Origin of the sequence: Hamadaea flava (assembly GCF_024172085.1) — a bacterium.
Taxonomy (GTDB): Bacteria; Actinomycetota; Actinomycetes; order Mycobacteriales; family Micromonosporaceae; genus Hamadaea; species Hamadaea flava.
This window is the reverse complement of sequence record NZ_JAMZDZ010000001.1, coordinates 139,903-159,547: the sequence shown is the minus strand read 5'-3', so window position 1 is coordinate 159,547 and position 19,645 is coordinate 139,903. Positions and strand designations below refer to the sequence as shown.

Genomic DNA, 19,645 nt, shown 5'->3' with positions numbered 1-19,645 from the left:
GGGGCGGCAACGCGGGGCGAACGCCCGGGGCGAACGCGCGGGGCGTCACCCATTGGCGGCGGTCACCAGCAACGCGACCCCGACCCCCAGGTCCACCACCCCGCAGTATTCGGACCACGGCCGGTTCACCACACGGTCCACCTTGAAGTGGTACGCGTCCCAAGCCCCGTGGAACAGGAAGCCGAGTCCGGCGAAGGCCACCGCCAGCGGCGGTTCCACCGCGGCGCAGAGCAGGCTGAGCGTACCGAAGAAGACCATGCCCGCGGTCTGTAGCGAGAGCCGTCGCCCGGCGGCCACCACCCAGATCCACAGCACGACGAGGACAGCGGCCATCCCGACGGCCGGGTTCGGCGCACCCGTACGCAGGTAGAGGACGTGAAAGACGCTGACCGCGACGCTCAGCACCACGAAGGCGAGCCAGGCCGTCCACGGCTTGCCGAGGGCGTACGCCATCAGGTAGATCCCCGCCATCGTGGCGATGGCCGGGCCGAACAGGTCGGCCGGGCCGAACGGCAGCTCGTCGCGGGAGCTGAGGACGAGGACGGCCACCGCGCCGGCGATGGAGACCAGGCCGAGCGCCGAGGGCCAGCGATCCAGGATGCGAGTCACGATCCCGATCGTGCCGCACCGACGACCGCGTAGCCGGGCGCTGGAACCGGAGGGTCCGATTCCGTGGGCGGCCCGACAGGATTCCTGCGGTACGCCGACGGCGGCACCCCGTAGTGCGTCACGAACGCCTGCCGCATCGTCTCCGTACTGCCGAATCCGCAGCGCCGGGCGATGGCGGGCAGCGGCATCGCGGTCGAGGCGAGCAGGTGCGCGGCCGCTTCGGTACGCGCGCGGCGTACATACTGCGCCGGGGTCTCCCGGACGTAGGTGAGGAACAGCCGGGACAGGTGCCGTTCGCTCACCCCCGCCAGCTTGGCGAGAGCGCCCGCCGTCAGGTCGTCGGCGAGGTTGCCGGCGATGTGGCTGGTCGTCCGGCGTACCACGAGGTCGTCGCCGTCGCGGCGGGTCAGGAACATGCTCAGCTGCGCCTGCGCGCCCGGCCGTTGCAGGTACGCCACCACGCCGAGCGCGACTCCGCGGGCGAGCGCCATCCCGTGGTCGTCCTCGACGAACGCCAGGGTCAGGTCGAGCGCGCTGGTGACGCCGCCGGAGGTGGCCACGTCGCCGTCGCGGACGTAGATCGGATCGGGGTCGACGATGATCTCCGGATAGTTCCGGGCGAGTTGCTCGGCGTACATCCAGTGGGTGGTGACGCGCTTGTTGGTGAGCAGGCCCGCCTCGGCGAGCACGGTGGCGCCGGTGCAGACCGAGGCCACTCGGCGGGACAGCGCGGCGAGGCGGCGTACGTGGCCGACCACCACCGGGTTCTCGGCCGCGTCGCGGTGCCCGAGGCCGCCGCTGACCAGCAGCGTGTCGATGGGGCCTCGGAACTGCTCCAGGGTGGCCTGAGCGGCCAGTCGCAGGCCGGAGTCGCAGGTGATCGGCTGCCCGCCCGGGGTCGCCAGCACGCTCCGGTACGGCGGGCTCGCGCCGATCCGGTTGGCGATGTCCAGGCTGGACGTGACGCAGGCGATGTCGAGCAGCTCGGCGCCGTCGTAGCCGACGACCAGGATCACGCGCTCCGGCATCACCCCACCATATGCGCAGCCACAAGCGCCGGTGTGGTCCCCGGACCATTCGCGCCGGCCGAAGCAAGCGTCCGGGGCCACAGCGAGCCGGGGCCGATTACCGCCTGAGCGTCCGTTTGGTAAGACAGAGGGATGGCGGTGGGTGCTATTCCGGAACGGGTTCGCTGGACTGTGGACACCATGGGCGTACGCCCCGGCGACCGGCTCCTGGAGATCGGGTGCGGTCGGGGGGCGGCCGTGTCGCTGGTGTGCGACCGGTTGCGCAGTGGGCAGATCACGGCGATCGACCGGTCGCTGACCATGGTGAAGTACGCCGAGCAGCGCAACGCCGAGCATGTGGCGGCCGGTCGCGCGGCGTTCCAGACGGCTCCGCTGGACGCGGCGGACCTGCTGAGGCGGCGGTTCGACAAAGTCTTCGCGGTCAACGTCAACCTGTTCTGGGTCCGGTCGTCGGCGAGCGACCTCGACATCATCCGGCGGCTACTCAAGCCGTCCGGGGCGATGTTCCTGACCTACGAGCCGCCGGCGATCGGGCGCGCGCAGGCCATCGCGGAGCGCGTGGCGGGTTTCCTGACCGAACAGCGCTTCGACGTCACCACGGTCTACGGCTCCACGCATCGGTCGGCGCTGGTCTGTCTCACGGCTCGCCCCGTCAGATCGTGATCGGTCCTTCGGGATCACCGACTACTCAACTACGTACAGTGGCCCTGGCATCACGGTGTCGGATCTGAAAGGATCTTCCCGCGACCTGGGGAGGGACGTTGTGATTCGGCAGCTGCCAGCGTGGTACGGCACCGTCGTCGGAACGGCCGGCGGCATCGGCATCGCGGTGGCCCTGGTGCGGGCGCTGGGCTGGACCCTCGTCACGCTCGGCACCGTGCTGCTCGCCGAGTCGATGCTGGTGATCCCGCTGGTGGCGCTGGTCCTCCTCGCTCGCCCGCGCGCCGCCCGTCGGCGTACGCGCACCGTCGAGCGGTCCGGCGCCCTCGTCGACCTGAAACGATGACGCACGTGCCGGCTTTCCCGGACGTGGTGACGGCCGTCGCCGACCTGGAGCTTCACCCCGTCGCGACGTGATCGCCCGGCCGCACCCGGCCCGGCGTCACCACCTGCGCATACACTCCGGCACAGGGTTCGGGGTTCAGTCCCGGCAGTGCCGGCACCCGGTTGTGCTCAGCGAGTACGCGCAACGCGTACGTGTCGCGGGGCAATTCGCCGTGAGCGAGCGTCGGAATGGCACACCGTGGAGTGGACGCGATGACGCGGAGCACGAGCCCGTCGCCGATCCGCAGCTCGGCGCCCACCCAGGAGTGCTCCGGAAAGCCGGGTTCCGCCGTCTCGATGACCAGATTGGGCCGATAGCGTTCAACCTCGATCGCCGTACGCGGACTGAGCGCGGCGACGCTGCGCAGCGTCGAGGTGGTGATGAGGTGGAGGGGCGCGAAGTCGAAGAAGGTGCCCTCAGGCGCGGCCGAGCCGAACCGGACGACATCGGCCTCCACATCGGCGTCGAGTCCTCGCGCGAGCACCTGATCCGGCTTGGACCGATCAAGCGACGCCCCGGGCGGCGGCGTGTCGGCCAGCGTGACCGGCCGGCCGAGTAGTTCGGTGAGCCCGTCGTCGGCCAGCGCCCTCCCGTCCGGGCCGAGGACGACCGCTCCGTCCGGCCCGGCGGTCGCCCGGCAGCTGAGCAGTGCCCGCCACAGCCGCGGGGTCTTGGCGCTCGCGATCTTCCCCGTCTCCTCGTCGAGGACCGCCCAGCGCCGGTCCCCCAGCATGCCGCGCTCGGTCACGTCGGCCTCGGCGACCTGTTCGCCCAGCATCGACTTCACCGGATAACGCCACAACTGCGCGACCGAACCCACCATGTCGATCAACTTATCGCGAGGGTTTTCACAAACTTCTGCCGGGACCGATGACTTTCGCCGGCGACGACCGTCATACGTGGTGTCAGATGACGTTGAAGGAATCCTCAAGGAGCTGATCATGACGAGCTGGAGCAACGACACCGCGGGCAACGGCCAGTACGCCGAGGTCAACGGGATCAACCTCTACTACGAGACCTACGGCGAGGGCCGCCCGCTGATCCTGCTGCACGGCGGGCTCGGGTCCGGCGAGATGTTCGGGCCGGTCGTCTCCCTCTTCGCCGACCACCACCAGGTGATCCTGGTCGACCTGCAGGGGCACGGCCGGACCGCCGACATCGACCGGCCGATCGACGTCGCGCTGATGGCCGACGACATCGCCGCGCTGATCGACCACCTGGGTCTGGACCGGCCCGACGTGGTGGGCTACTCGCTGGGCGGCGGCGTGGCGTGGCACCTCGGCTTCCGTCACCCCGAGAAGATCGGCCGCCTGGTCACGGCGTCGGCGAACATCAAGCGCAGCGCCATCTACGCCGAGATGCTCGGCCAGCAGCAGCAGGTCGGCGCGGCGGCGGCCGAGTTCATGAAGGACACCCCGATGTACCAGCTGTACCAGCGGGTGGCTCCGCGCCCGGAGGACTTCCCCCAGCTGCTCGACAAGATCGGCGCGGCGATGGCGAAGGACTTCGACTTCAGCGAAGAGGTACGCGCGATGCGGGTGCCGACCCTCGTGGTCGCCGCCGACGCCGACATGGCTCCCCCGAGCCACTACGTCGAGGTCTTCGGGCTGCTCGACGGCGGGCACCGCGACGGCGGCTGGATGGCCGAGGGCCGCCCGGCGGGCGGGCACGCGCTGGCCATCCTGCCCGGCCTGACGCACTACAACATGTTCCTGTCGCCGCTGTTCGCCACGGTCGCGGTCAACTTCCTGGACGAGGAGAAGAACTGAGCCCCGGTTCTCGCGTACGCCTACGGCCCGCTGCCCGTCCGGCAGCGGGTCGCGGTCTTCTTGAACGCGGGAGTTTCCCGGGACACGGGGTTTGCTGAGCCTGATCGGCGGCCACCGGTGGTAACGTCGCTCACGCTGCTCAGTCTCCGAGAGGAACCCGCATGACGCAGAGCACCTGGACGGCGGTCGACGGCTACTTCGCGGATCTGCTGGTGAAAGAAGACTCCGCGCTGACCGCAGCCGTCGAGGACAGCGACGCGGCGGGACTCAGCGCCCTGCAGGTCGCGCCCAACCAGGGCAAGCTGCTGAACCTGATCGCCCGCATTCGGGGAGCGCGGTCGATCCTCGAAATCGGGACACTGGGCGGCTACAGCACCATCTGGCTGGCCCGCGCCCTGCCGGCGGACGGCCGCCTGGTGACGCTGGAGGTCGACGAACACGCCGCCACCATCGCCCGAGCCAATGTCGCGCGGGCGGGCGTCGGGCACCTCGTGGACATCCTGGTCGGCAAGGCCCTGGACACGCTGCCCCAGTTGGAGGCCGACGGAGCCGGTCCGTTCGATCTCGTGTTCATCGACGCCGACAAGCCGTCCAATCCGGACTACCTGGCCTGGTCGCTACGGCTCACCCGGCCGGGCAGCGTCATCATCGGCGACAACGTCGTCCGCGAAGGCGCCGTCACCGACCCGACCGAGGACGATCCCCGAGTCGTCGGCGTACGCCGCTTCACCGAGCTGATCGCCGCCGAGCCCCGGCTGACGGCCACTGCCGTGCAGACCGTCGGCGTCAAAGGCCACGACGGCTTCGTCCTGGCGATGGTCACGGACTGACGCGGCCCGTCAGGACCAGCGCGCTCGCACCATCAGCAGCAGGTCCTGCAGATCGGCCTCGTATTCGGCGTCCCAGTCCGGCATCCGATCGAGCACCTCGCTCAGCCGCCGATGGGCGGACACCTCGTCGGCCGGGAACTGCGCCCGCCTCCCCCGAGGATTGATCGTGCCCGCCGAGAACCGGCCGCTGGCCTCGCTGGCGGCGTACCCGAGGGCGAAGGTCGTGATGAGCCGTTCGACGCGCGGCACCTCAGCATCCGGTACGCCCAGATCCAGCAGTGCGCCGTAGATCGCGTCGACCAGGCGCACGGCGTCGGGCGTGACCGCCGGACGGGCCAGCAGCAACGCGTACGCCGAGGGGTGCCGCCGGGACAGCTCACGCGCGGCCCGCCCGACGGCCAGCAGCCGCTCCTCGGCGGTGCCGTCGGTGGGCACGGCGGGCAGCATCTCGGCGAGCATCCGATCGACCAGCCCGTCGAACAGGCCCTCCTTGTCCCCGATGTGCGGATAGAGCGCCATCGCGGTGACCCCGAGTTTCTGCGCCAGGGCGCGCATGGTCACACCGGCCAGGCCGCGCTCGTCGGCCAGCTCCAGCGCGGCGTCCAGAATCCGTCGCTTGCGATCGTCGTCAGGCACCTCTACAGTGTAGATCTATACAACGTAGATCACAAAGGAGGCGCTCCGATGCACTCCCCGGCGATGCTCTCGGCGGAAGACCTGATCAAGCGGTACGGCGACCGACGCGCCCTCGACGGCTTCACCCTCTCGATCGCACCCGGCGAGATCTGCGGGCTGATCGGCCACAACGGCGCCGGCAAGACGACCTTCGTCGAGATCGTCACCGGACTCATCCGGCCCGACGCGGGCGTGGTCACCGTCGACGGCCGGACACCCGCTCAGGCTCGCGACCGCATCGGGCTGGCCCCGCAGGAGCTGGCGCTCTACCTGCCGGCGACCCTGCGGCAGAACCTGCGCCTGTTCGGCGGACTCGCCGGGCTGCGCGGACGATCCCTGCGCGCGGCGATCACGCAGACGGCCGAACGCCTGCTGCTCACCGACTGTCTGGACCGGCCGGTCGGGCTACTGTCGGGTGGCCAGCGCCGCCGAGCCCAGGCCGCGACCGCGTTACTCCACCGCCCCCGGCTGCTCTTGCTCGACGAACCGACCGTCGGGGCCGACCCCGAAACGCGAGCCGCCTTGCTCGACCTGATCAAAGAGGTCGCGGCGACCGGGACCGCCGTCTGCTACACCACGCACTACCTGCCCGAACTGGTCGACCTCGGTGCGACGCTCGCGCTGTGCTCGGCCGGTCGCGTGATCGCCCGAGGCGACCAGGACAGCCTGCTGGCCGGACTGCCCGGCCATCTCGACATCACCCGGCCCGACGGCAGCGTCGACCAGATCACCACGCCCGACCCGACCGCCGAACTGGCCCGGCTGCTCGCGGCGGGCGTACGGCCGTCGGCAGTGGACATCCGCCCGGCCACCCTCGACGATCTCTACCACAGCCTGGCGGTGACCCGATGAGCGCCGCGACCGTCCTGATCCGGCACAACTTCGCTCTGCTGCGCGCCGAACCCGGCCCGGCCCTCAGCCGCGTCGGCATGCCGCTGGTGCTGATCACCGCACTGCGCCCGCTCTACGCGGCCGCCCTCGGGTCCGCCGGGCTCACCCAGGCGGTCACGGGCATGCTCGTGCTGTTCTCCCTGCTCGGCCTCAACATCATCGCCGGGGGCATCCTCACCGAACGCTCCTGGCACACGCTCGACCGGCTCCGCGCCACCCCCGCCCGCCCCGCACAGATCCTGGTCGGCAAGGCCGTTCCGCTCGGCACCGTGTTACTCGCGCAACAGGCCGCCCTCATCGCGTACTCGATGATCTTCTTGGGGCTGCGCGTGCCGCGACCAGACCTCCTGCTGGTCGCGGGCGTGAGCTGGGCGGTGACCTTGCTGTGCGCGGGGGCCGCGCTTGCCACAGTGGTACGCAGCCAGAGCGAGCTGAGCGCGGTGAACGACCTCGGCGGGATGTTCTTCACCGTGCTCGGCGGCGCGATGGTGCCGCTGGCGCTGATGCCGACGTGGCTGCGGGCCGCCGCCCCCGCGTCGCCGGGATACTGGGCGCTGCACGCGCTGACCGCCGCCCTGACCGGCGACGCAACCGCGACCCTCCGCGACGCGGGAGTGCTGCTCGCCGTAGCCGCCGTGCTCGGCGCGTTCGCCGCGTGGCGGATGGCCCGAGGCTGGGGCCGCAACCGTCTACTGTGATCAGTCCGCCCGCGTGCGGTCTTGCCGGACAGTGGTACCGTCCCTGACGATCTTGCGTCATTGGGAGGACGCGCTTGCCCAAGGAGGACGCGTGAACACCGACCCCACGACCAACATGGTGGTCTTCGAGATCCCCGGCTACCCCGAGCCGTTCATCTCGAGCGGGCCGACCCAGGCCGACGACTGCGTACAGCAGGCCTGGTTCGCGGTTCCGGTCGAGCGCCGGGCCGCGGCCGAGGTCAGCCGCATCTACTCGGAGTGGCAGCCGTCGGCGGTGGACGAGGAGTTCATCGGGCGCACCTTCCCCCGGGCGGCGGTCACCTACAGCTTCGACCGGCCCGGACCCGGCGGCTGGGAGGCGGCGTACGCCGACGTCCGGCAGACCATGGAGCAGGCAGAACGCCAGCACGCGGCGGCACAGGCCGTGGACAACATGGAACACGTCGCCGAGAACGGCCAACTCCTCCCCGTCCTGTGGAGCTGGTCGTCGCCCACGATCGACCTCCTCCAGCACCTCCCCCATCGCGACGTCGTCCCAGGTCGCCTGCACGTGACCGTCGCCGCAGTCGCCCTCACCCCGCAAGGCCGCATCGGCATGAACCACCTGACCCACGCCAAACTCGGTACGCAGCCCTTCGAAGAAGTGCTCGCGACGGCGTACGGCGCACTCGTCGCGGGCCTGCGCGTCGACGTCGGCGAAGACCGCGACCGCCCCGAGCGCGGCCTGTTCCTGACCCTGCGCCGCGAAGGCTCGTTCGCCTCATCCGCACTGGCCCTGCCCGACTTCCACGAACAGATGAGCCGCTCACTCGGCGGCGACCAACTGCTCGTAGCCCTCCCCGACCCCGACACCCTCCTCGTGACCAGGCAGGACTCCGGTTGGGTGGACTTCCTGCAGCACGCCGTCCTCGACTCCCCATACGCCGCCGGCGAGATCGTGCCGAGCCTGCTCGCCCTCGAACCAGACGGCATCCGGCTCCTGATCGAACGCCACGAGCGGATTCCCACGACTTCCTGAGCTTGTTGACGGCCCGAGCGTTCTGCGCCCGTGCCCTTCTGCATGTGCGCCCGCGCCTTCTGCGTGTGCGCCCACTAGGGCGCGCCTGCGCGTTATGCGCCCTTTGGTGCGCGACTTCTAGCCGGTTCGCAAGATCATGCGCCGATGGTGTGCGGTCAGCGGCCGTTTCGCGCTGGCGCATGCTCACGGAATCGGACCCGAAATCGCATCTGTAGGGCGCATTGCGGCGCGTGTCGCTTGTGGACGTTCGGGTGGTTGGATCGTGGCACATTCTCGTGACCTTGACCCCCTGGAAGGTGTCGTACCTTCGTTCTAATGTTGATCCATGGGCGGGGTGTTGGCGCAGGTGGAGGCGGATGTCGCCGAGCTGGCGGCTGGTCCCCTGTGGGCACTTTCGGACGCCGAGATCACCGACGAGGTCCGCCGAGTCCACGTCGCGATCCAAGCCCTGTCGGGCCGGTTCCTGGCGTTGATCGGCACCGCCGACAGTCGCGAGATCCCCCACAACGCCGGTGCGACCGGCACCGCGAACTGGCTGACCTACCTCCTGGCCATGCGGCACAAGGATGCTGTCGGTTGGACGAAGCTGGCCAAGCTGTTGCCTGAGACGCCGGTGGTCGAGGAAGCCCTCGTTGCGGGGCGGGTCACCGTCGACCAGGCGCGCGTGATCGCCAAAACGGTGCACGCCCTGCCGTCGGCCGTCGGCGATGCGGGTAAGGCGAAAGCCGCTGACGTGTTGACGAAGCTTGCTGCCGACGACCGACTGCGGCCGGAGACCCTGGAGAACCACCGGTCGCAGATCCTGGAACTGGTCGCGCCCGAGATCGCCGAGGAACGCCTGCGCCGCGACCTGGAACGCGCCGAACGCTCCGCCAACGACCGGCGCGACTTCACCCTCATCCCCTACGGCGAAGGCGAATACCGGATCCGCGGCATCCTGGATACGGAGATGGCCGCGATCGTGCGGACCGCATTGGACCCGCTGTCCGGGCCACGCAAGCCCGCACCGACAGCTGCGGCTGCGCCCGTCGACAGCGCGGGCGCGGGACGTGGCGCTGATGCGGCAGATGGCGGTCGCGGTGCGGCCCGGGTGCTGCCAGGTGAACCGGATCTGCGCTCGGCCGGCGCTCGACGAGCCGATGCGCTGGTCGAGGTGTGCCAGCGGATCATGAATGCCGGTGAGCTGCCCGACAACGGCGGCGAGAAACCACACCTGACGATCACCCTGCCCTGGGACGCCCTCCAAGCCAAAGTCGGCGCAGGCTTGCTCGACACCGGCGACCTACTCACCCCGGAAACCGTGCGACGACTCGCGTGCGACGCGATGATCATCCCGGCCGTGCTCGGCGGCGACGGCCAAGTCCTCGACGTCGGCCGCGCCCGCAGGCTTATCGACGGACCGCTCCGGCGTGCGCTGGTGTTGCGGGACAAGGGCTGCGCGTTCCCCGGCTGCGACCGGCCACCCCAGTGGTGCCACGGCCACCACATCCGATCATGGGCAGACGGCGGCGACACCTGCCTCACCAACAGCGTCCTACTCTGCGGGTTCCACCATCGCGAAATCCACCACGGGCACTGGGAAGTCCGCATCAGACCAGACGGCTTCCCCGAATTCCTCCCACCGACCTTCGTCGACCCACAACGACGAGCAGTCCGCAACACCCTCCACCGCAGATGCTGAACTGCGCTGGCCACGGCGGAGCGAAATAGACGGGACCTTGTGACAAGCACTGGTCACAAGGGGCATTCGTGTTGCGGCATTGTGAGAGACTGGTGGGGACTTACTTCGCCGTCGCTTGCGGGAAACCGATGGATGACGAAAGACCCCTGCCGAGCCGGGCGCCGCTGCCCGACATCTCCGGCGATCGCCTGAACCGGCTGCTGCTCGGCGATGATCCAGCGCTGACGGCGGCCGTCGCGGACCTGGTCGCGCTGGTGCATTCGCATCCGGAGAGGACGCTCGCGGGATGGAACAGCTTTCTCGAGACGCGCCCCGTCTCGGACTGACCGCCGGCGAGTTACGGGGGCTGGCTCGGGGGGCTGCCGACCGGGAGCAGATCGAGAAGCTGCGGGATGTTCAACTGACCCGGACGCTGCTGCTGATCCGCCATCTCGTCGCCACCGATGCGGATCTGGTGCCCGCTGCGACAATGATCGGGCGGGCGTACGAGGTGGATCCGGGCGCTGTGCGCGAGGTGTTGCGGCTGCCGTGGCTCGGCGTTTGGGCGACGCAGCGTACGCGGGGTGTGGCGTCGGCGTCCGTCGGCTATCTGGATGCGATCGCCCGGCGAGCCGCGAATCGCGCGGGAATGGATTCCGGCGCGGTGGACGACTGGCCGACGTTGACCCGCTACAGCCTTCGGCGTAACGGGCGCAGTCTGCACTTGACGGTGGACGATGCCGATCCGATGCGGGACTGCTATGGCCTGCAGTTGGCCGGTCGGCTGACCGACGCAGGGCACGCCGCCGCAAAGTCCACATTCGACTCTGCATGGCGGCTGCTGGCGGACCTTGCTCCGGCGTACGCCGACGAGCTGGCATTCGGGTTGACGACGTTCGTCCCGCTGGGCGACGCTGGGGCGGGCAATCACAGTGTCACGCACTCCGACGCGTTCGGCGCGTTCGCCAGCGAGCCTGGGCTTGGCGCGGTCGAGTTGGCCGTCGCGATGGTCCACGAGTTCCAGCACAGCAAGCTCAGCGTGGTCATGCATCTGGCCGACCTGTTCGACCCGGCCGACCGGGGTTGGTACCGGTCGCCGTGGCGCGCCGATCCCCGGCCGATCACGGGTCTGCTGCACGGGGCGTACGCCTTCACCGCCGTGGCAGACCTGTGGGCTGCTTTCCGCGTACAAGATGAGCTGGCAGAGCGAGCCGAGGCGCGCCTGGCCGAGGTACGCGGACAGCTGGACCAGGCTTTCGCGGAGCTGGACCGGGCCGCGAGCCTGACCGACGCGGGCCTGTTGTTGTGCGCGACGCTCGCGGCGCGTGACTTCGCATCGAGCTGACCTCAGATCAGGCTGATCGTCTCGATGTCGCACTCGATGCGGCGGCGGTTGCGGGCCGCCTCGACCTCGGGGTGGTCGGCGCCGAACTTCTCGATCAGCAGCCGGGTGGCCTCGGCGAGCAGCGGGAGGCCGGTCTCAGTCTGTCCGCTCTGGATCTGGTCCACCGCGGCGTTGACCATGCAGTAGTACGTGTAGGCGTGTTCGGGGCCGCGCACCCGCTGCGAGTCGGCGAGGATCTCCGCGGACAGCGGCTGGGCCTCGGCGATCCGATGGGCGCGGACGAGGTTCATGACCACCCCGGTACGCGCGCTGAGCAGGTACGGGTGCTCGCCTGGGAGCGTGCGCCGCAGACCGTCGAGGGTGCGCAGGTTCAGCTCCTCCGCGTCCTGGTCGAGGTCGCGAGCACGCAGGATGGCCGCGACGTTGACCGACGCGCACCACACCAGCGGGTGGTCCTCGCCGTAGATCCCGCGGAACAGCTGCAGGCTGCGCATGGCGTAGGTGTGGGCGTCCCTGGCGTCGCCACGCGCCCGCAACGCGTTGGCCGCCGTCATCCCGCACTCGGCGGTCATCAGATGATCGGGCCCGAACCGGCGGGTGGCGAGCAGATGGTTGGCCCGGCCCTCGGCCACCGCCTCGTCGAGCCGGCCGAGTTTGCGCAGGCTCGCCACGTAGACACAGGTCGCGCGGAGCACGGTGAGGTGGTCGGCCCCGAGCAGGTTGCGCTGGATCGGAAGCGAGCCCTCCAGCAGTGCGGCGGCGTCGGCGTACCGGCCGAGGAGGTAGAGGTCGCGGGCCTGGGCCTCCTGGGCGAGGACGATCGGGATCGCCCCGTCCTCCAGAGTGCGGGCGTGCTCCTCGACCTCGACGTTCAGCGCGTACGAGGCGGCGAAGTCGCCGGTCAGCCGCAGATCCATCGCGAGCGAGTTCATGATGCGCAGCGTGCTGGGGTCGGCGTCGCCGAGGACCCGTCGCTGCGTTTCCAGGGTGCGGGCGTCCAGTTCCCGCGCCTCGGTCACGCGGCCCGCCCGGCGCATGTCGGCGCCGACGCTGTTCGCCGCGCCCATGGTGTACTCGTGCTCCTCGCCGAGCGCCTCGACCATTCGCTCGTACGCCGCCAGCGTGACGGTGGCTGCCTGCTGATCGTTCAGCTGCCGCAACGCGTCGCCGTAGCGGCGCAGCGCCAGCAGGGTCAGCGCGTCGGAGCTGGGGCGACCGTCCGTGTCGGGCACGTCCCAGGCGGCGAGCGCCTCCTCGACGAGTACTCGGCAGCTCTCGTAGTCGCCCGTGTTGTAGAGGTACCGCACCTGGTCCAACACCGTCCGGCGAGCGTCCACATCGCCGTCGTTCATGTGTGCGGCCTGCAGATGCGGGGCGATTTCCGAATGCCGGGGCCAGGTGCCGCGGTCGTCGGGGAAACCGGGGTTGGCCGCCGACAGCAGCCGCTGGGCGTTCAGCAGCGGTTCGGCGCTGGTCAGCCCCTCCCGGACGACCAGGTGCACCAGCCGGTGGATCTGCACCCGCTTGTTCGCGTTGTCGATCCGCGCCAGCCCCAGCGAACCCAGATGCCGCACGGTCCGGGAGATGTCGTTGCGCTCCTGGAGCACCGACCGCAACGGTTCGGGTAGGCCGGCGGCGCGCCGGCCCTCCCAGAGCAGCCGTGTCGAGATCGGCTCCGGAGCGAGGTGCACCAGCAGTTCGAGCAGCTGGACGGCAGCGGCCGACCGCTCGGCCAGCTGCGGCAACGCCAGCGAGACGACGGTCAGCACCGTCCCGTTGTACTCGCGGGGCCGGCCCTCGGCGAGCAACGTCGTCGCCCGGCTCTCCAGATCCTGCAGGTACTCGTCCACGGAGGACGGCATGGTCAGCAGCCAACTCGCAGCCTGTTCCAAAGCCAGCGGCAGGTCGTCCAGCTTCTCGGCCAGGTCGTGAGCCTCGCGGTCGGTGGTGTCGGGCACCCGCGCCTGGAGCAGTTCCAGGGATTCCGACCGGCTGAAGACGTCCAGCTCCAGGGTGGCGCCCTCGGCCGCCCACGCGGTGTTGCGCGTGGTCACGATCACGTGCCCGAGTTCGCCGACGACGTTCGCGGTCGGCATGAGCGGGGCCAGTTCGGCCGGATCGGTCGCGTTGTCGTAGACCAGCAGCCAGTCCTGTGACGTCGTCGCCAGGTGATCCAGCAGGGCGCGGATTCGCTGCTCCATGCTGGGATTCGGCGGAATGTTGACGCGGTCGGCCAGGGCGGACAGCGACGCGCGGACGGTCGCGATGTTCTCCGCGTTGATCCACCAGATGATCTGGTACCGGCTCTGGTTCAGGTAGGTGTACTCGACGGCGAGCTGGGTCTTGCCCACCCCGCCGGCGCCGCGCACGCTGGCCTTCGGCAGGACCGACGCCCGAGCCTGCTGGGTCAGTGCGGCGTCGAGAGTGGTCAGGCTTTCGCGGCGGCCCACGAAGTACTGATTGCGGGCCGGTACACCGCCCCAGACCAGGGCAGGCGGTTGCGCGGTCCCCGAGTCGGTGACCTTGATGATCGTCGTGGTACCCACGTCGGGACCTTCCTCATGCGCCGGCAAACCTGTGTTCGAGCCGGGTCCCGCGGCCGCACTGATCAATCGCGCCACACGGCGAGCGTTGTCCAGGTCAGCACCGGTCAACCCAAAAGCATACCGTCCGCCGGTGAGCCAGGTCTCGATCCTGGCAGTGTTGCCTTCCCGACCGGAGACCGCACCACTGGCCGGATTCGCCCCGGCACCGCCCGCCTCCCCCGACAGCCGCTCCAGCAGCAGGACCACGAAGGCGATCATCGCGGACGCGCCCCAAGCCTCGGCTCGCTGCCAACCGACCTGCTGGAGGACGACATCCGGCTTGTCGACGTCCACCCGGGCGTCCATCACCTGACCGGCGACCTCCGCGACGACATCGGGCCGAACCCCGTCGAGCAGGTCCGCCAGGTCCAGGCGGGCGAGAACACGCCACGCGGGCACGACGTCACCCGGCTCGCCGAACGCCTCCGCCGCACGCAGCAACGTGGGCAGGCCTTCGGGCTCGGCCGACAGTGCCTGGACGATGACCATCAGATCGGTCTTGTGCGCCGTGGTCTTCCGGTTGTCACTGACGATCTGCCGACCGAGTTCGGTGTGGACGGCGTCGAGGCACAACTGACGTTCGTCCGCGTTCTTCAGCACTCCCACCGACAGGAGCACGTCCCGCAGTTCGGTGGCTTGCTGAAGCAACAGGCGGGGCATGATCAGTCCTCTTCGTCCGGTGCCGGCAGGAGCCGCATCGACGCCGCGAGTGCACGGAACTCCCGCAAAGAGATGCTATCGGGATCCTCCCGCTCGGACAGTCGCCCATAGAGGGCCGGGAATCCGCCGTCCGTGTCGAGTGTGGTGGTGATCAGTTCGCGGCAGTCGAGGAGCAGGCGATGCGTCACGCGTACGCGGAGCCGGATGGCGTCGGGCAGTGCGGCGATCAGCTCGGCTCGCGCCAACGGGTCGAGCATGGTGGGGACGGTGGCGAGGGCGCGGGCGAGCGTACTGCGTTCGGTGGGGCTCAGTGGCTCGGTCCGGGGCGCGGCGGTCACCGCTGGGGCGAGGTCGGCGGGGAGCAGGCGGCGCCAGGCGGCCACTGGGATCATCCAGCCCACGGTCTGCTGGCCGAGTTGCGAACGTGCGACGGTGAGGCCGACGACGCGGCCGTCCGGGTCGAACACGCCCGCTCCGCTGAAGCCGCGGTCGACGGCGACGGTCGCGGTGGACAGCCGGTCCAGCTGCCGCCAGCCGGTGACCGGGTCGGCCGGGCCGACCAGCCGCGCCCGGGCCAGGATCTGCGCCGGGGACTGGGCGGGGTTGCCGATGACGCGTACGTCGAATTCGGCGTCGCCGCAGTCGGCCAGGCGGGCGGGCGGCCCGGTCAGCGGCGCGCGGGTGGTCAGCACCGCCAGGTCTCCTTCGCCGTGCGGGCCGATCGGGGCCGACCAGGTCACGTCCGCTTCGATGGGCACGCCGGACGGCTCGGCGACGGCCAGGGCGTCGGCCGGTTCGTCGGAGACCACGTGCCAGCAGGTCAGGACGCGGCGCGCGGACAACGCGACCCCCGCGCCCACGATCCGCTCCGGGTCACCTGCCAGCACCCGGACCCGGCCGGCCAGCGTGGGCTGCCCGGTCACTCCCGTCCCGCCACCGGGTTACGCCACACCGCCCGCACGACCAGATGTCCCTCCGCGGCGGTACGCGCGATGAGCGCACCGGCCTCGGCGGTCAGTGTCAGGCCGACCTCGATCTCGAACTCGTCCGGTGCGACCGGAAGGTCGGACAGGGCCGTGATCGCGGCTTGGAAGGCCGGCCGGACTTGGGCCAGGGCGACCTCGAGCTTCTCCTTGGCGGGCTTGGCGCGGCTGAACACGCCGACGCGCTCCAGCCCGCTGTCGTCGCGCTCTTCGACGTACACAGTGCCGAAGTCGGATTCGAAGCGGAGGAGTTCAGCCACGCCCGAAGAGTAGATCACCGTCGACATGAGACCAACCGCCGTAGGCCCACTGTTCGGCGACTGTCGGAAACCTGATACCGCAGCGCTTTCCACTCGCCGGTGTGGATCACTTGCCCGGGACGGCCGCCCTTGGGACGCTGAGGCCATGACCGCCGCATCCGCTGAACCGCCTGCCGACGCAGCCCGGACAGCCGATCCCCGGACGACCGCCGGGAGGCCGTTCGACGAGCTGCTCGCCGAAGCGGCCGAGGCCGACGTGGACGGCTGGGACTTCTCCTGGCTGGACGGCCGGGCGACCGAGCAGCGGCCGTCCTGGGGATACTTGCGGCGGATGTCGGCGTTGATGGCCGGGGCCCGGGTCGCCGTCGACGTCCAGACCGGCGGCGGCGAGGTGCTGGCCGAGGTCCCGGCGCTCGCCCCCACGACGTACGCGACCGAGGGCTGGCCGCCGAACCTGGCGCTGGCCCGGCGTACGCTCCAGCCGTTAGGCGTGTCGGTCGTCGAGGCGGCCGAGGACGGTCCGCTCCCCTTCCCGGACGAGACGTTCGACCTGGTGGTCAGCCGTCATCCGAACGTCGTCGGGTGGGCCGAGGTCGCCCGGGTACTGCAGCCGGGCGGGGTCTACTTCAGCCAACAGATCGGGCCGGGGTCCAATCGCGAGCTGACGGAGTTCTTCCTCGGGCCGCAGACCTACGGGCCGGAGCGCGAGCCGGAGACCGCCCGGCGGGAGCTGACGGCCGCCGGTCTCGTCCTCGACGAGCTGCGGGCCGAATCGCTGGTGGTCACGTTCGCCGACGTCGGCGCGGTGGTCTACTTCATCCGCAAGGTGATCTGGGCGGTGCCGGACTTCACCGTCGAGAAGTACCACGACACGTTGCTGGCGCTGCACGAGCACATCCAGCGGCATGGCCGGTTCGAGTCGCACGCCCAGCGGATGTTGGTCGTCGCCCACAAACCGTCGGTTTAGCGGCCGCTGTTCAGGTACGCCAGCACCGCCAGCACTCGCCGGTTGTCGTCGTCGGACGGGCCGAGCCCGAGTTTGCCGAAGATTCCGGCGGTGTGCTTGCCGACCGCGCCCTCGCTCATGAACAGCCGCTGGGCGATCGCGGCGTTCGACCGGCCTTCGGCCATCAGCCCGAGGACTTCCTTCTCCCGGGGGGTCAGCTGGTCGACCGGGCTGTCCGGCCGGGCCCGCGTGAGGAGCTTCGCGATGACGTCGGGGTCCATCGCGGTGCCGCCCGCCGCCACGCGACGGATCGCGTCGACGAACTGACCGGCGTTGAGCACCCGGTCCTTGAGCAGGTAGCCGACTCCGCCCGAGCCGTCTTCGAGCAGTTCGCGGGCGTACAGCTGCTCGACGTGCTGGGACAGCACCAGGACCGGCAGACCGGGGCGCCGGCGTCGGGCCTCCAACGCGATCCGCAGTCCTTCGTCGGTGTTGGTCGGGGGCAGGCGTACGTCCACGATCGCGATGTCGGGCTCGTGCTCGGCCAACGCCGCCGCCAGCTCAGGACCCGTCTCGGCCGCCGCGACGACGGTGAACCCGTGCGCCGTCAGCAGCTGGATCAGTCCCTCCCGGAGGAGGTAGAGGTCCTCGGCGAGGACGACGCGCATGGCAGCTCCATGATCAGCTCGGTGGGGCCGCCGGGCGGGCTCGACAGCGTGACGGTCCCGTCGAAGATACCGAGCCGACGCGCCAGGCCGCGCAGGCCACTGCCATTGGCCGGATCCGCGCCGCCCCGGCCGTCGTCGCGGACGATCATCCGCAGCACGTCGCCGTTGGCGGCCGGGTCGGCGCCACCGGCCGGGAGCAGGTCGAGCCGGACGGCGACGGTCCGGGCGCGGGCGTGCTTCGCGGCGTTGCCCAACGCCTCCGCCACGGAGAAGTACGCCGCCGCCTCGATCGGCTCGGGCAGCCGCACCTGCAGGTCGATGTCGACGGTCACGGTGAGCGGACTGTCCAGCGCCAGCGCGCGTACTGCGTCGGCCAGGCCGCGTTCGGCCAGCACCGGCGGATGGATGCCCCGGACGACCTCGCGGAGTTCGCGCAGCGCGTGCGCGGCCGCCTCCTGGGTCTGCACGGTGTGTTCCTTGGCCGCGGCCGGATCGGTGTCGATGAGCGCCTCGATCGTGCCGAGGCGCAGACCGAGCGCGACCAGCCGGGCCTGCGGGCCGTCGTGCAGGTCGCGTTCGATGCGCCGCAGCTCGCGAGCGGCGGCGTCACTGGCGTCGGCGCGGGACAGCGTCAGCTGCTCGACCCGCTGCGCGAGCGCGGTGTCACCGGATGGCTTGAGCAGCAGCCGGCTCCAGCGCCCGTGCAGCCGCAGCGCGGCGGGGGCGATCGCCACCCCGAGCGCCGCCAGCGCCAGCCCGCCCGGGATCGCGGCGGCGGGATGGCCGATGAAGGTGCCGTACCAGAAGTTCGCGGGCGACTCGCCGACGAAGAAGTGCACGATTCGGGGCAGGATCTGGCCCCAGATCCCGTAGACCACCAGGAGCACCGGAACTCCGGCGATCAGTCCGCCGACGATCGGATCGCTCCCCCGCCACACCAGTTCCCGCCAGGTCGCCGGATCGGTCTGCACCCAGTAGAACCGCTGGGTCCACAGCGCCCAGCGCGGTGTCTTGTAGAGGTTCTTGCCCACTCGGTACATGCCGTCGGGCCGCTGCACCAGGGGCGGCAACGGCCGATAGGGACTCGGGATCGACACGCCCGACCACTGGGCCAGCGACCGCCGCCAGTCCGCCAGCCAGCGCAGATCGGCCTGCCCCCAGGGGACGAGGAAGATCAGGCCGAGCCCGTAGCCGAGGACCAGCGCGGCCACCGTCGCGACGAACACCGGGATCGCGATGGCACTTGTGAGCAGCAGAAGGGCCAGGCGGACCACTGGTGAGGACGCCTTGCCGACCCAGCGGCGTACTCGATGGTCTGCCTGGACGTCGTGGACGTCGGAGCGCAGCACCCGGCCGCCCAGCAGGCGGCGGTGGAACCGGGCCGACGACCGCAGACCGGACGGCGCGAGCGCGAGCCCGGCCAGCGCGGTGACCGCGACCAGGCTGCCGATTGCGGCGTCTGGCAGCTGTGCGGACGCGGCAACCCACAAGGCCGCGGCGGGCAACACGAGCGGCAGCACGCCGGGCAGCGCGCCGATCGGGGCGAGGAACATCCAGCCGAGGTCGCGCCAGGTCGCGTTGTCGCCCAGAACCCAGTCGATGCGATCGGCCATCCGCGGCCACCAGGCCCTCTTGAACAGCTGACGATCGCGCCGGTACCAGCCATCGGCCTGGGGTTGCGGCGGGGGCGGCTCGGGCGCGTAGGGACTCCGCACCTCGATGCCCGCCAGGTCCCGAGTACGCCGCCGCACCAACCCGGTCAACCGTCGCACGGCCACCATCGGGCCGGGGATGAGGAAGACTAGACCAAGCAGCAGGCCCGGGGTGAAGACGACCAGTACCGGGCCGAGGCACAGCAGGCCGAACAGGCTCAGGGCGTAGAGCTCCAGACCTGCCGCGAACGCGCGCAACCTTGCCGTCATGCCCCCCAGTCTGGCCGGTCACCGGCCCGGACCGCATTGGGGCTGACTTCCGG

The 19,645-nt window shown here is 70.5% G+C and carries 20 protein-coding genes; 11 read left to right on the top strand and 9 right to left on the bottom strand.

All coding sequences use genetic code 11. From position 1 onward, the window contains the following. Nucleotides 1-45: 45 nt before the first annotated feature. Both HDA40_RS00800 and HDA40_RS00795 read right to left on the bottom strand, forming a co-directional pair. The gene (locus tag HDA40_RS00800; protein WP_253750132.1) at nucleotides 46-609 is read right to left on the bottom strand and encodes a hypothetical protein; all 564 of its coding nucleotides are present in this window, start codon (nucleotides 607-609) and stop codon (nucleotides 46-48) included. Then, on the bottom strand, nucleotides 606-1,637 hold the full coding sequence (locus HDA40_RS00795) for a GlxA family transcriptional regulator (protein ID WP_253750130.1): 1,032 nt from the start codon (nucleotides 1,635-1,637) through the stop codon (nucleotides 606-608). Before HDA40_RS00795 ends, HDA40_RS00800 begins: the two co-directional genes overlap by 4 nt. A gap of 132 nt (nucleotides 1,638-1,769) precedes the next feature. Between HDA40_RS00795 and HDA40_RS00790 the strand changes: the two genes are divergently transcribed. Beyond that, a complete protein-coding gene (locus HDA40_RS00790) occupies nucleotides 1,770-2,300 on the top strand; it encodes an SAM-dependent methyltransferase (protein WP_253750128.1) in 531 nt (176 codons plus the stop codon). A gap of 100 nt (nucleotides 2,301-2,400) precedes the next feature. Continuing rightward, nucleotides 2,401-2,643: a hypothetical protein gene (locus HDA40_RS00785; RefSeq protein ID WP_253750126.1), complete on the top strand. Its 243-nt coding sequence runs from the start codon at nucleotides 2,401-2,403 to the stop codon at nucleotides 2,641-2,643. A 52-nt stretch (nucleotides 2,644-2,695) separates the two neighbouring features. Here HDA40_RS00785 and HDA40_RS00780 read toward each other — a convergent pair whose 3' ends face one another. After that, complete coding sequence (locus HDA40_RS00780) at nucleotides 2,696-3,505, bottom strand: MOSC domain-containing protein (RefSeq protein ID WP_253750124.1); 810 nt, start codon at nucleotides 3,503-3,505, stop codon at nucleotides 2,696-2,698. A 118-nt stretch (nucleotides 3,506-3,623) separates the two neighbouring features. On the opposite strand from HDA40_RS00780, the gene HDA40_RS00775 reads away from it, so the two are divergent. Together HDA40_RS00775 and HDA40_RS00770 are read left to right on the top strand one after the other, a co-directional pair. Next, nucleotides 3,624-4,451 carry an alpha/beta fold hydrolase gene (locus tag HDA40_RS00775; protein WP_253750121.1) on the top strand — a complete coding sequence of 276 codons (828 nt, stop codon included), beginning with the start codon at nucleotides 3,624-3,626 and terminating at the stop codon, nucleotides 4,449-4,451. A gap of 161 nt (nucleotides 4,452-4,612) precedes the next feature. Then, nucleotides 4,613-5,281: an O-methyltransferase gene (locus HDA40_RS00770; protein ID WP_253750118.1), complete on the top strand. Its 669-nt coding sequence runs from the start codon at nucleotides 4,613-4,615 to the stop codon at nucleotides 5,279-5,281. A gap of 9 nt (nucleotides 5,282-5,290) precedes the next feature. Here the strand turns inward: HDA40_RS00770 and HDA40_RS00765 are convergent, their stop codons facing one another. Beyond that, nucleotides 5,291-5,917 (bottom strand): TetR/AcrR family transcriptional regulator, encoded by a 627-nt coding sequence (locus HDA40_RS00765; protein WP_253750115.1) that lies wholly within the window; start codon nucleotides 5,915-5,917, stop codon nucleotides 5,291-5,293. A gap of 48 nt (nucleotides 5,918-5,965) precedes the next feature. Here HDA40_RS00765 and HDA40_RS00760 point away from each other — a divergent pair, with 48 nt between their 5' ends. From HDA40_RS00760 to HDA40_RS00735, 6 genes are all read left to right on the top strand, one after another. After that, a complete protein-coding gene (locus tag HDA40_RS00760; RefSeq protein WP_253750112.1) occupies nucleotides 5,966-6,808 on the top strand; it encodes an ABC transporter ATP-binding protein in 843 nt (280 codons plus the stop codon). Continuing rightward, nucleotides 6,805-7,545: an ABC transporter permease gene (locus tag HDA40_RS00755; protein ID WP_253750109.1), complete on the top strand. Its 741-nt coding sequence runs from the start codon at nucleotides 6,805-6,807 to the stop codon at nucleotides 7,543-7,545. The genes HDA40_RS00760 and HDA40_RS00755 overlap by 4 nt, the downstream gene beginning before the upstream one ends. Nucleotides 7,546-7,636: 91 nt before the next feature. Further along, the gene (locus HDA40_RS00750; protein WP_253750105.1) at nucleotides 7,637-8,563 is read left to right on the top strand and encodes a hypothetical protein; all 927 of its coding nucleotides are present in this window, start codon (nucleotides 7,637-7,639) and stop codon (nucleotides 8,561-8,563) included. A 325-nt stretch (nucleotides 8,564-8,888) separates the two neighbouring features. Next, complete coding sequence (locus HDA40_RS00745; RefSeq protein WP_253750102.1) at nucleotides 8,889-10,244, top strand: HNH endonuclease signature motif containing protein; 1,356 nt, start codon at nucleotides 8,889-8,891, stop codon at nucleotides 10,242-10,244. Between the two features lie 92 nt (nucleotides 10,245-10,336). Further along, nucleotides 10,337-10,570, top strand: coding sequence for a hypothetical protein (locus HDA40_RS00740; RefSeq protein WP_253750099.1), 234 nt, complete (start codon nucleotides 10,337-10,339; stop codon nucleotides 10,568-10,570). Then, complete coding sequence (locus HDA40_RS00735; protein ID WP_253750097.1) at nucleotides 10,531-11,568, top strand: aKG-HExxH-type peptide beta-hydroxylase; 1,038 nt, start codon at nucleotides 10,531-10,533, stop codon at nucleotides 11,566-11,568. Before HDA40_RS00740 ends, HDA40_RS00735 begins: the two co-directional genes overlap by 40 nt. Before the next feature lie 2 nt (nucleotides 11,569-11,570). On the opposite strand, the gene fxsT is transcribed toward HDA40_RS00735, so the two are convergent. From fxsT to HDA40_RS00720, 3 genes are read right to left on the bottom strand one after another with little or no spacing between them, the layout of a single operon-like run. Next, a complete protein-coding gene (fxsT, locus tag HDA40_RS00730; protein ID WP_253750095.1) occupies nucleotides 11,571-14,813 on the bottom strand; it encodes an FxSxx-COOH system tetratricopeptide repeat protein in 3,243 nt (1,080 codons plus the stop codon). Between the two features lie 2 nt (nucleotides 14,814-14,815). Further along, the gene (locus HDA40_RS00725) at nucleotides 14,816-15,736 is read right to left on the bottom strand and encodes a trypsin-like peptidase domain-containing protein (protein WP_253750093.1); all 921 of its coding nucleotides are present in this window, start codon (nucleotides 15,734-15,736) and stop codon (nucleotides 14,816-14,818) included. After that, on the bottom strand, nucleotides 15,733-16,056 hold the full coding sequence (locus HDA40_RS00720; RefSeq protein WP_253750091.1) for a CU044_2847 family protein: 324 nt from the start codon (nucleotides 16,054-16,056) through the stop codon (nucleotides 15,733-15,735). The genes HDA40_RS00725 and HDA40_RS00720 overlap by 4 nt, the downstream gene beginning before the upstream one ends. Nucleotides 16,057-16,201: 145 nt before the next feature. Here HDA40_RS00720 and HDA40_RS00715 point away from each other — a divergent pair, with 145 nt between their 5' ends. Further along, a complete protein-coding gene (locus tag HDA40_RS00715; protein WP_253750089.1) occupies nucleotides 16,202-17,023 on the top strand; it encodes a class I SAM-dependent methyltransferase in 822 nt (273 codons plus the stop codon). Here HDA40_RS00715 and HDA40_RS00710 read toward each other — a convergent pair. Next, complete coding sequence (locus HDA40_RS00710; protein ID WP_253750087.1) at nucleotides 17,020-17,670, bottom strand: response regulator; 651 nt, start codon at nucleotides 17,668-17,670, stop codon at nucleotides 17,020-17,022. The two genes, HDA40_RS00715 and HDA40_RS00710, sit on opposite strands and share 4 nt — an antisense overlap. After that, nucleotides 17,622-19,592 carry a sensor histidine kinase gene (locus HDA40_RS00705; RefSeq protein WP_253750085.1) on the bottom strand — a complete coding sequence of 657 codons (1,971 nt, stop codon included), beginning with the start codon at nucleotides 19,590-19,592 and terminating at the stop codon, nucleotides 17,622-17,624. Before HDA40_RS00705 ends, HDA40_RS00710 begins: the two co-directional genes overlap by 49 nt. Between the last annotated feature and the right edge of the window lie 53 nt (nucleotides 19,593-19,645).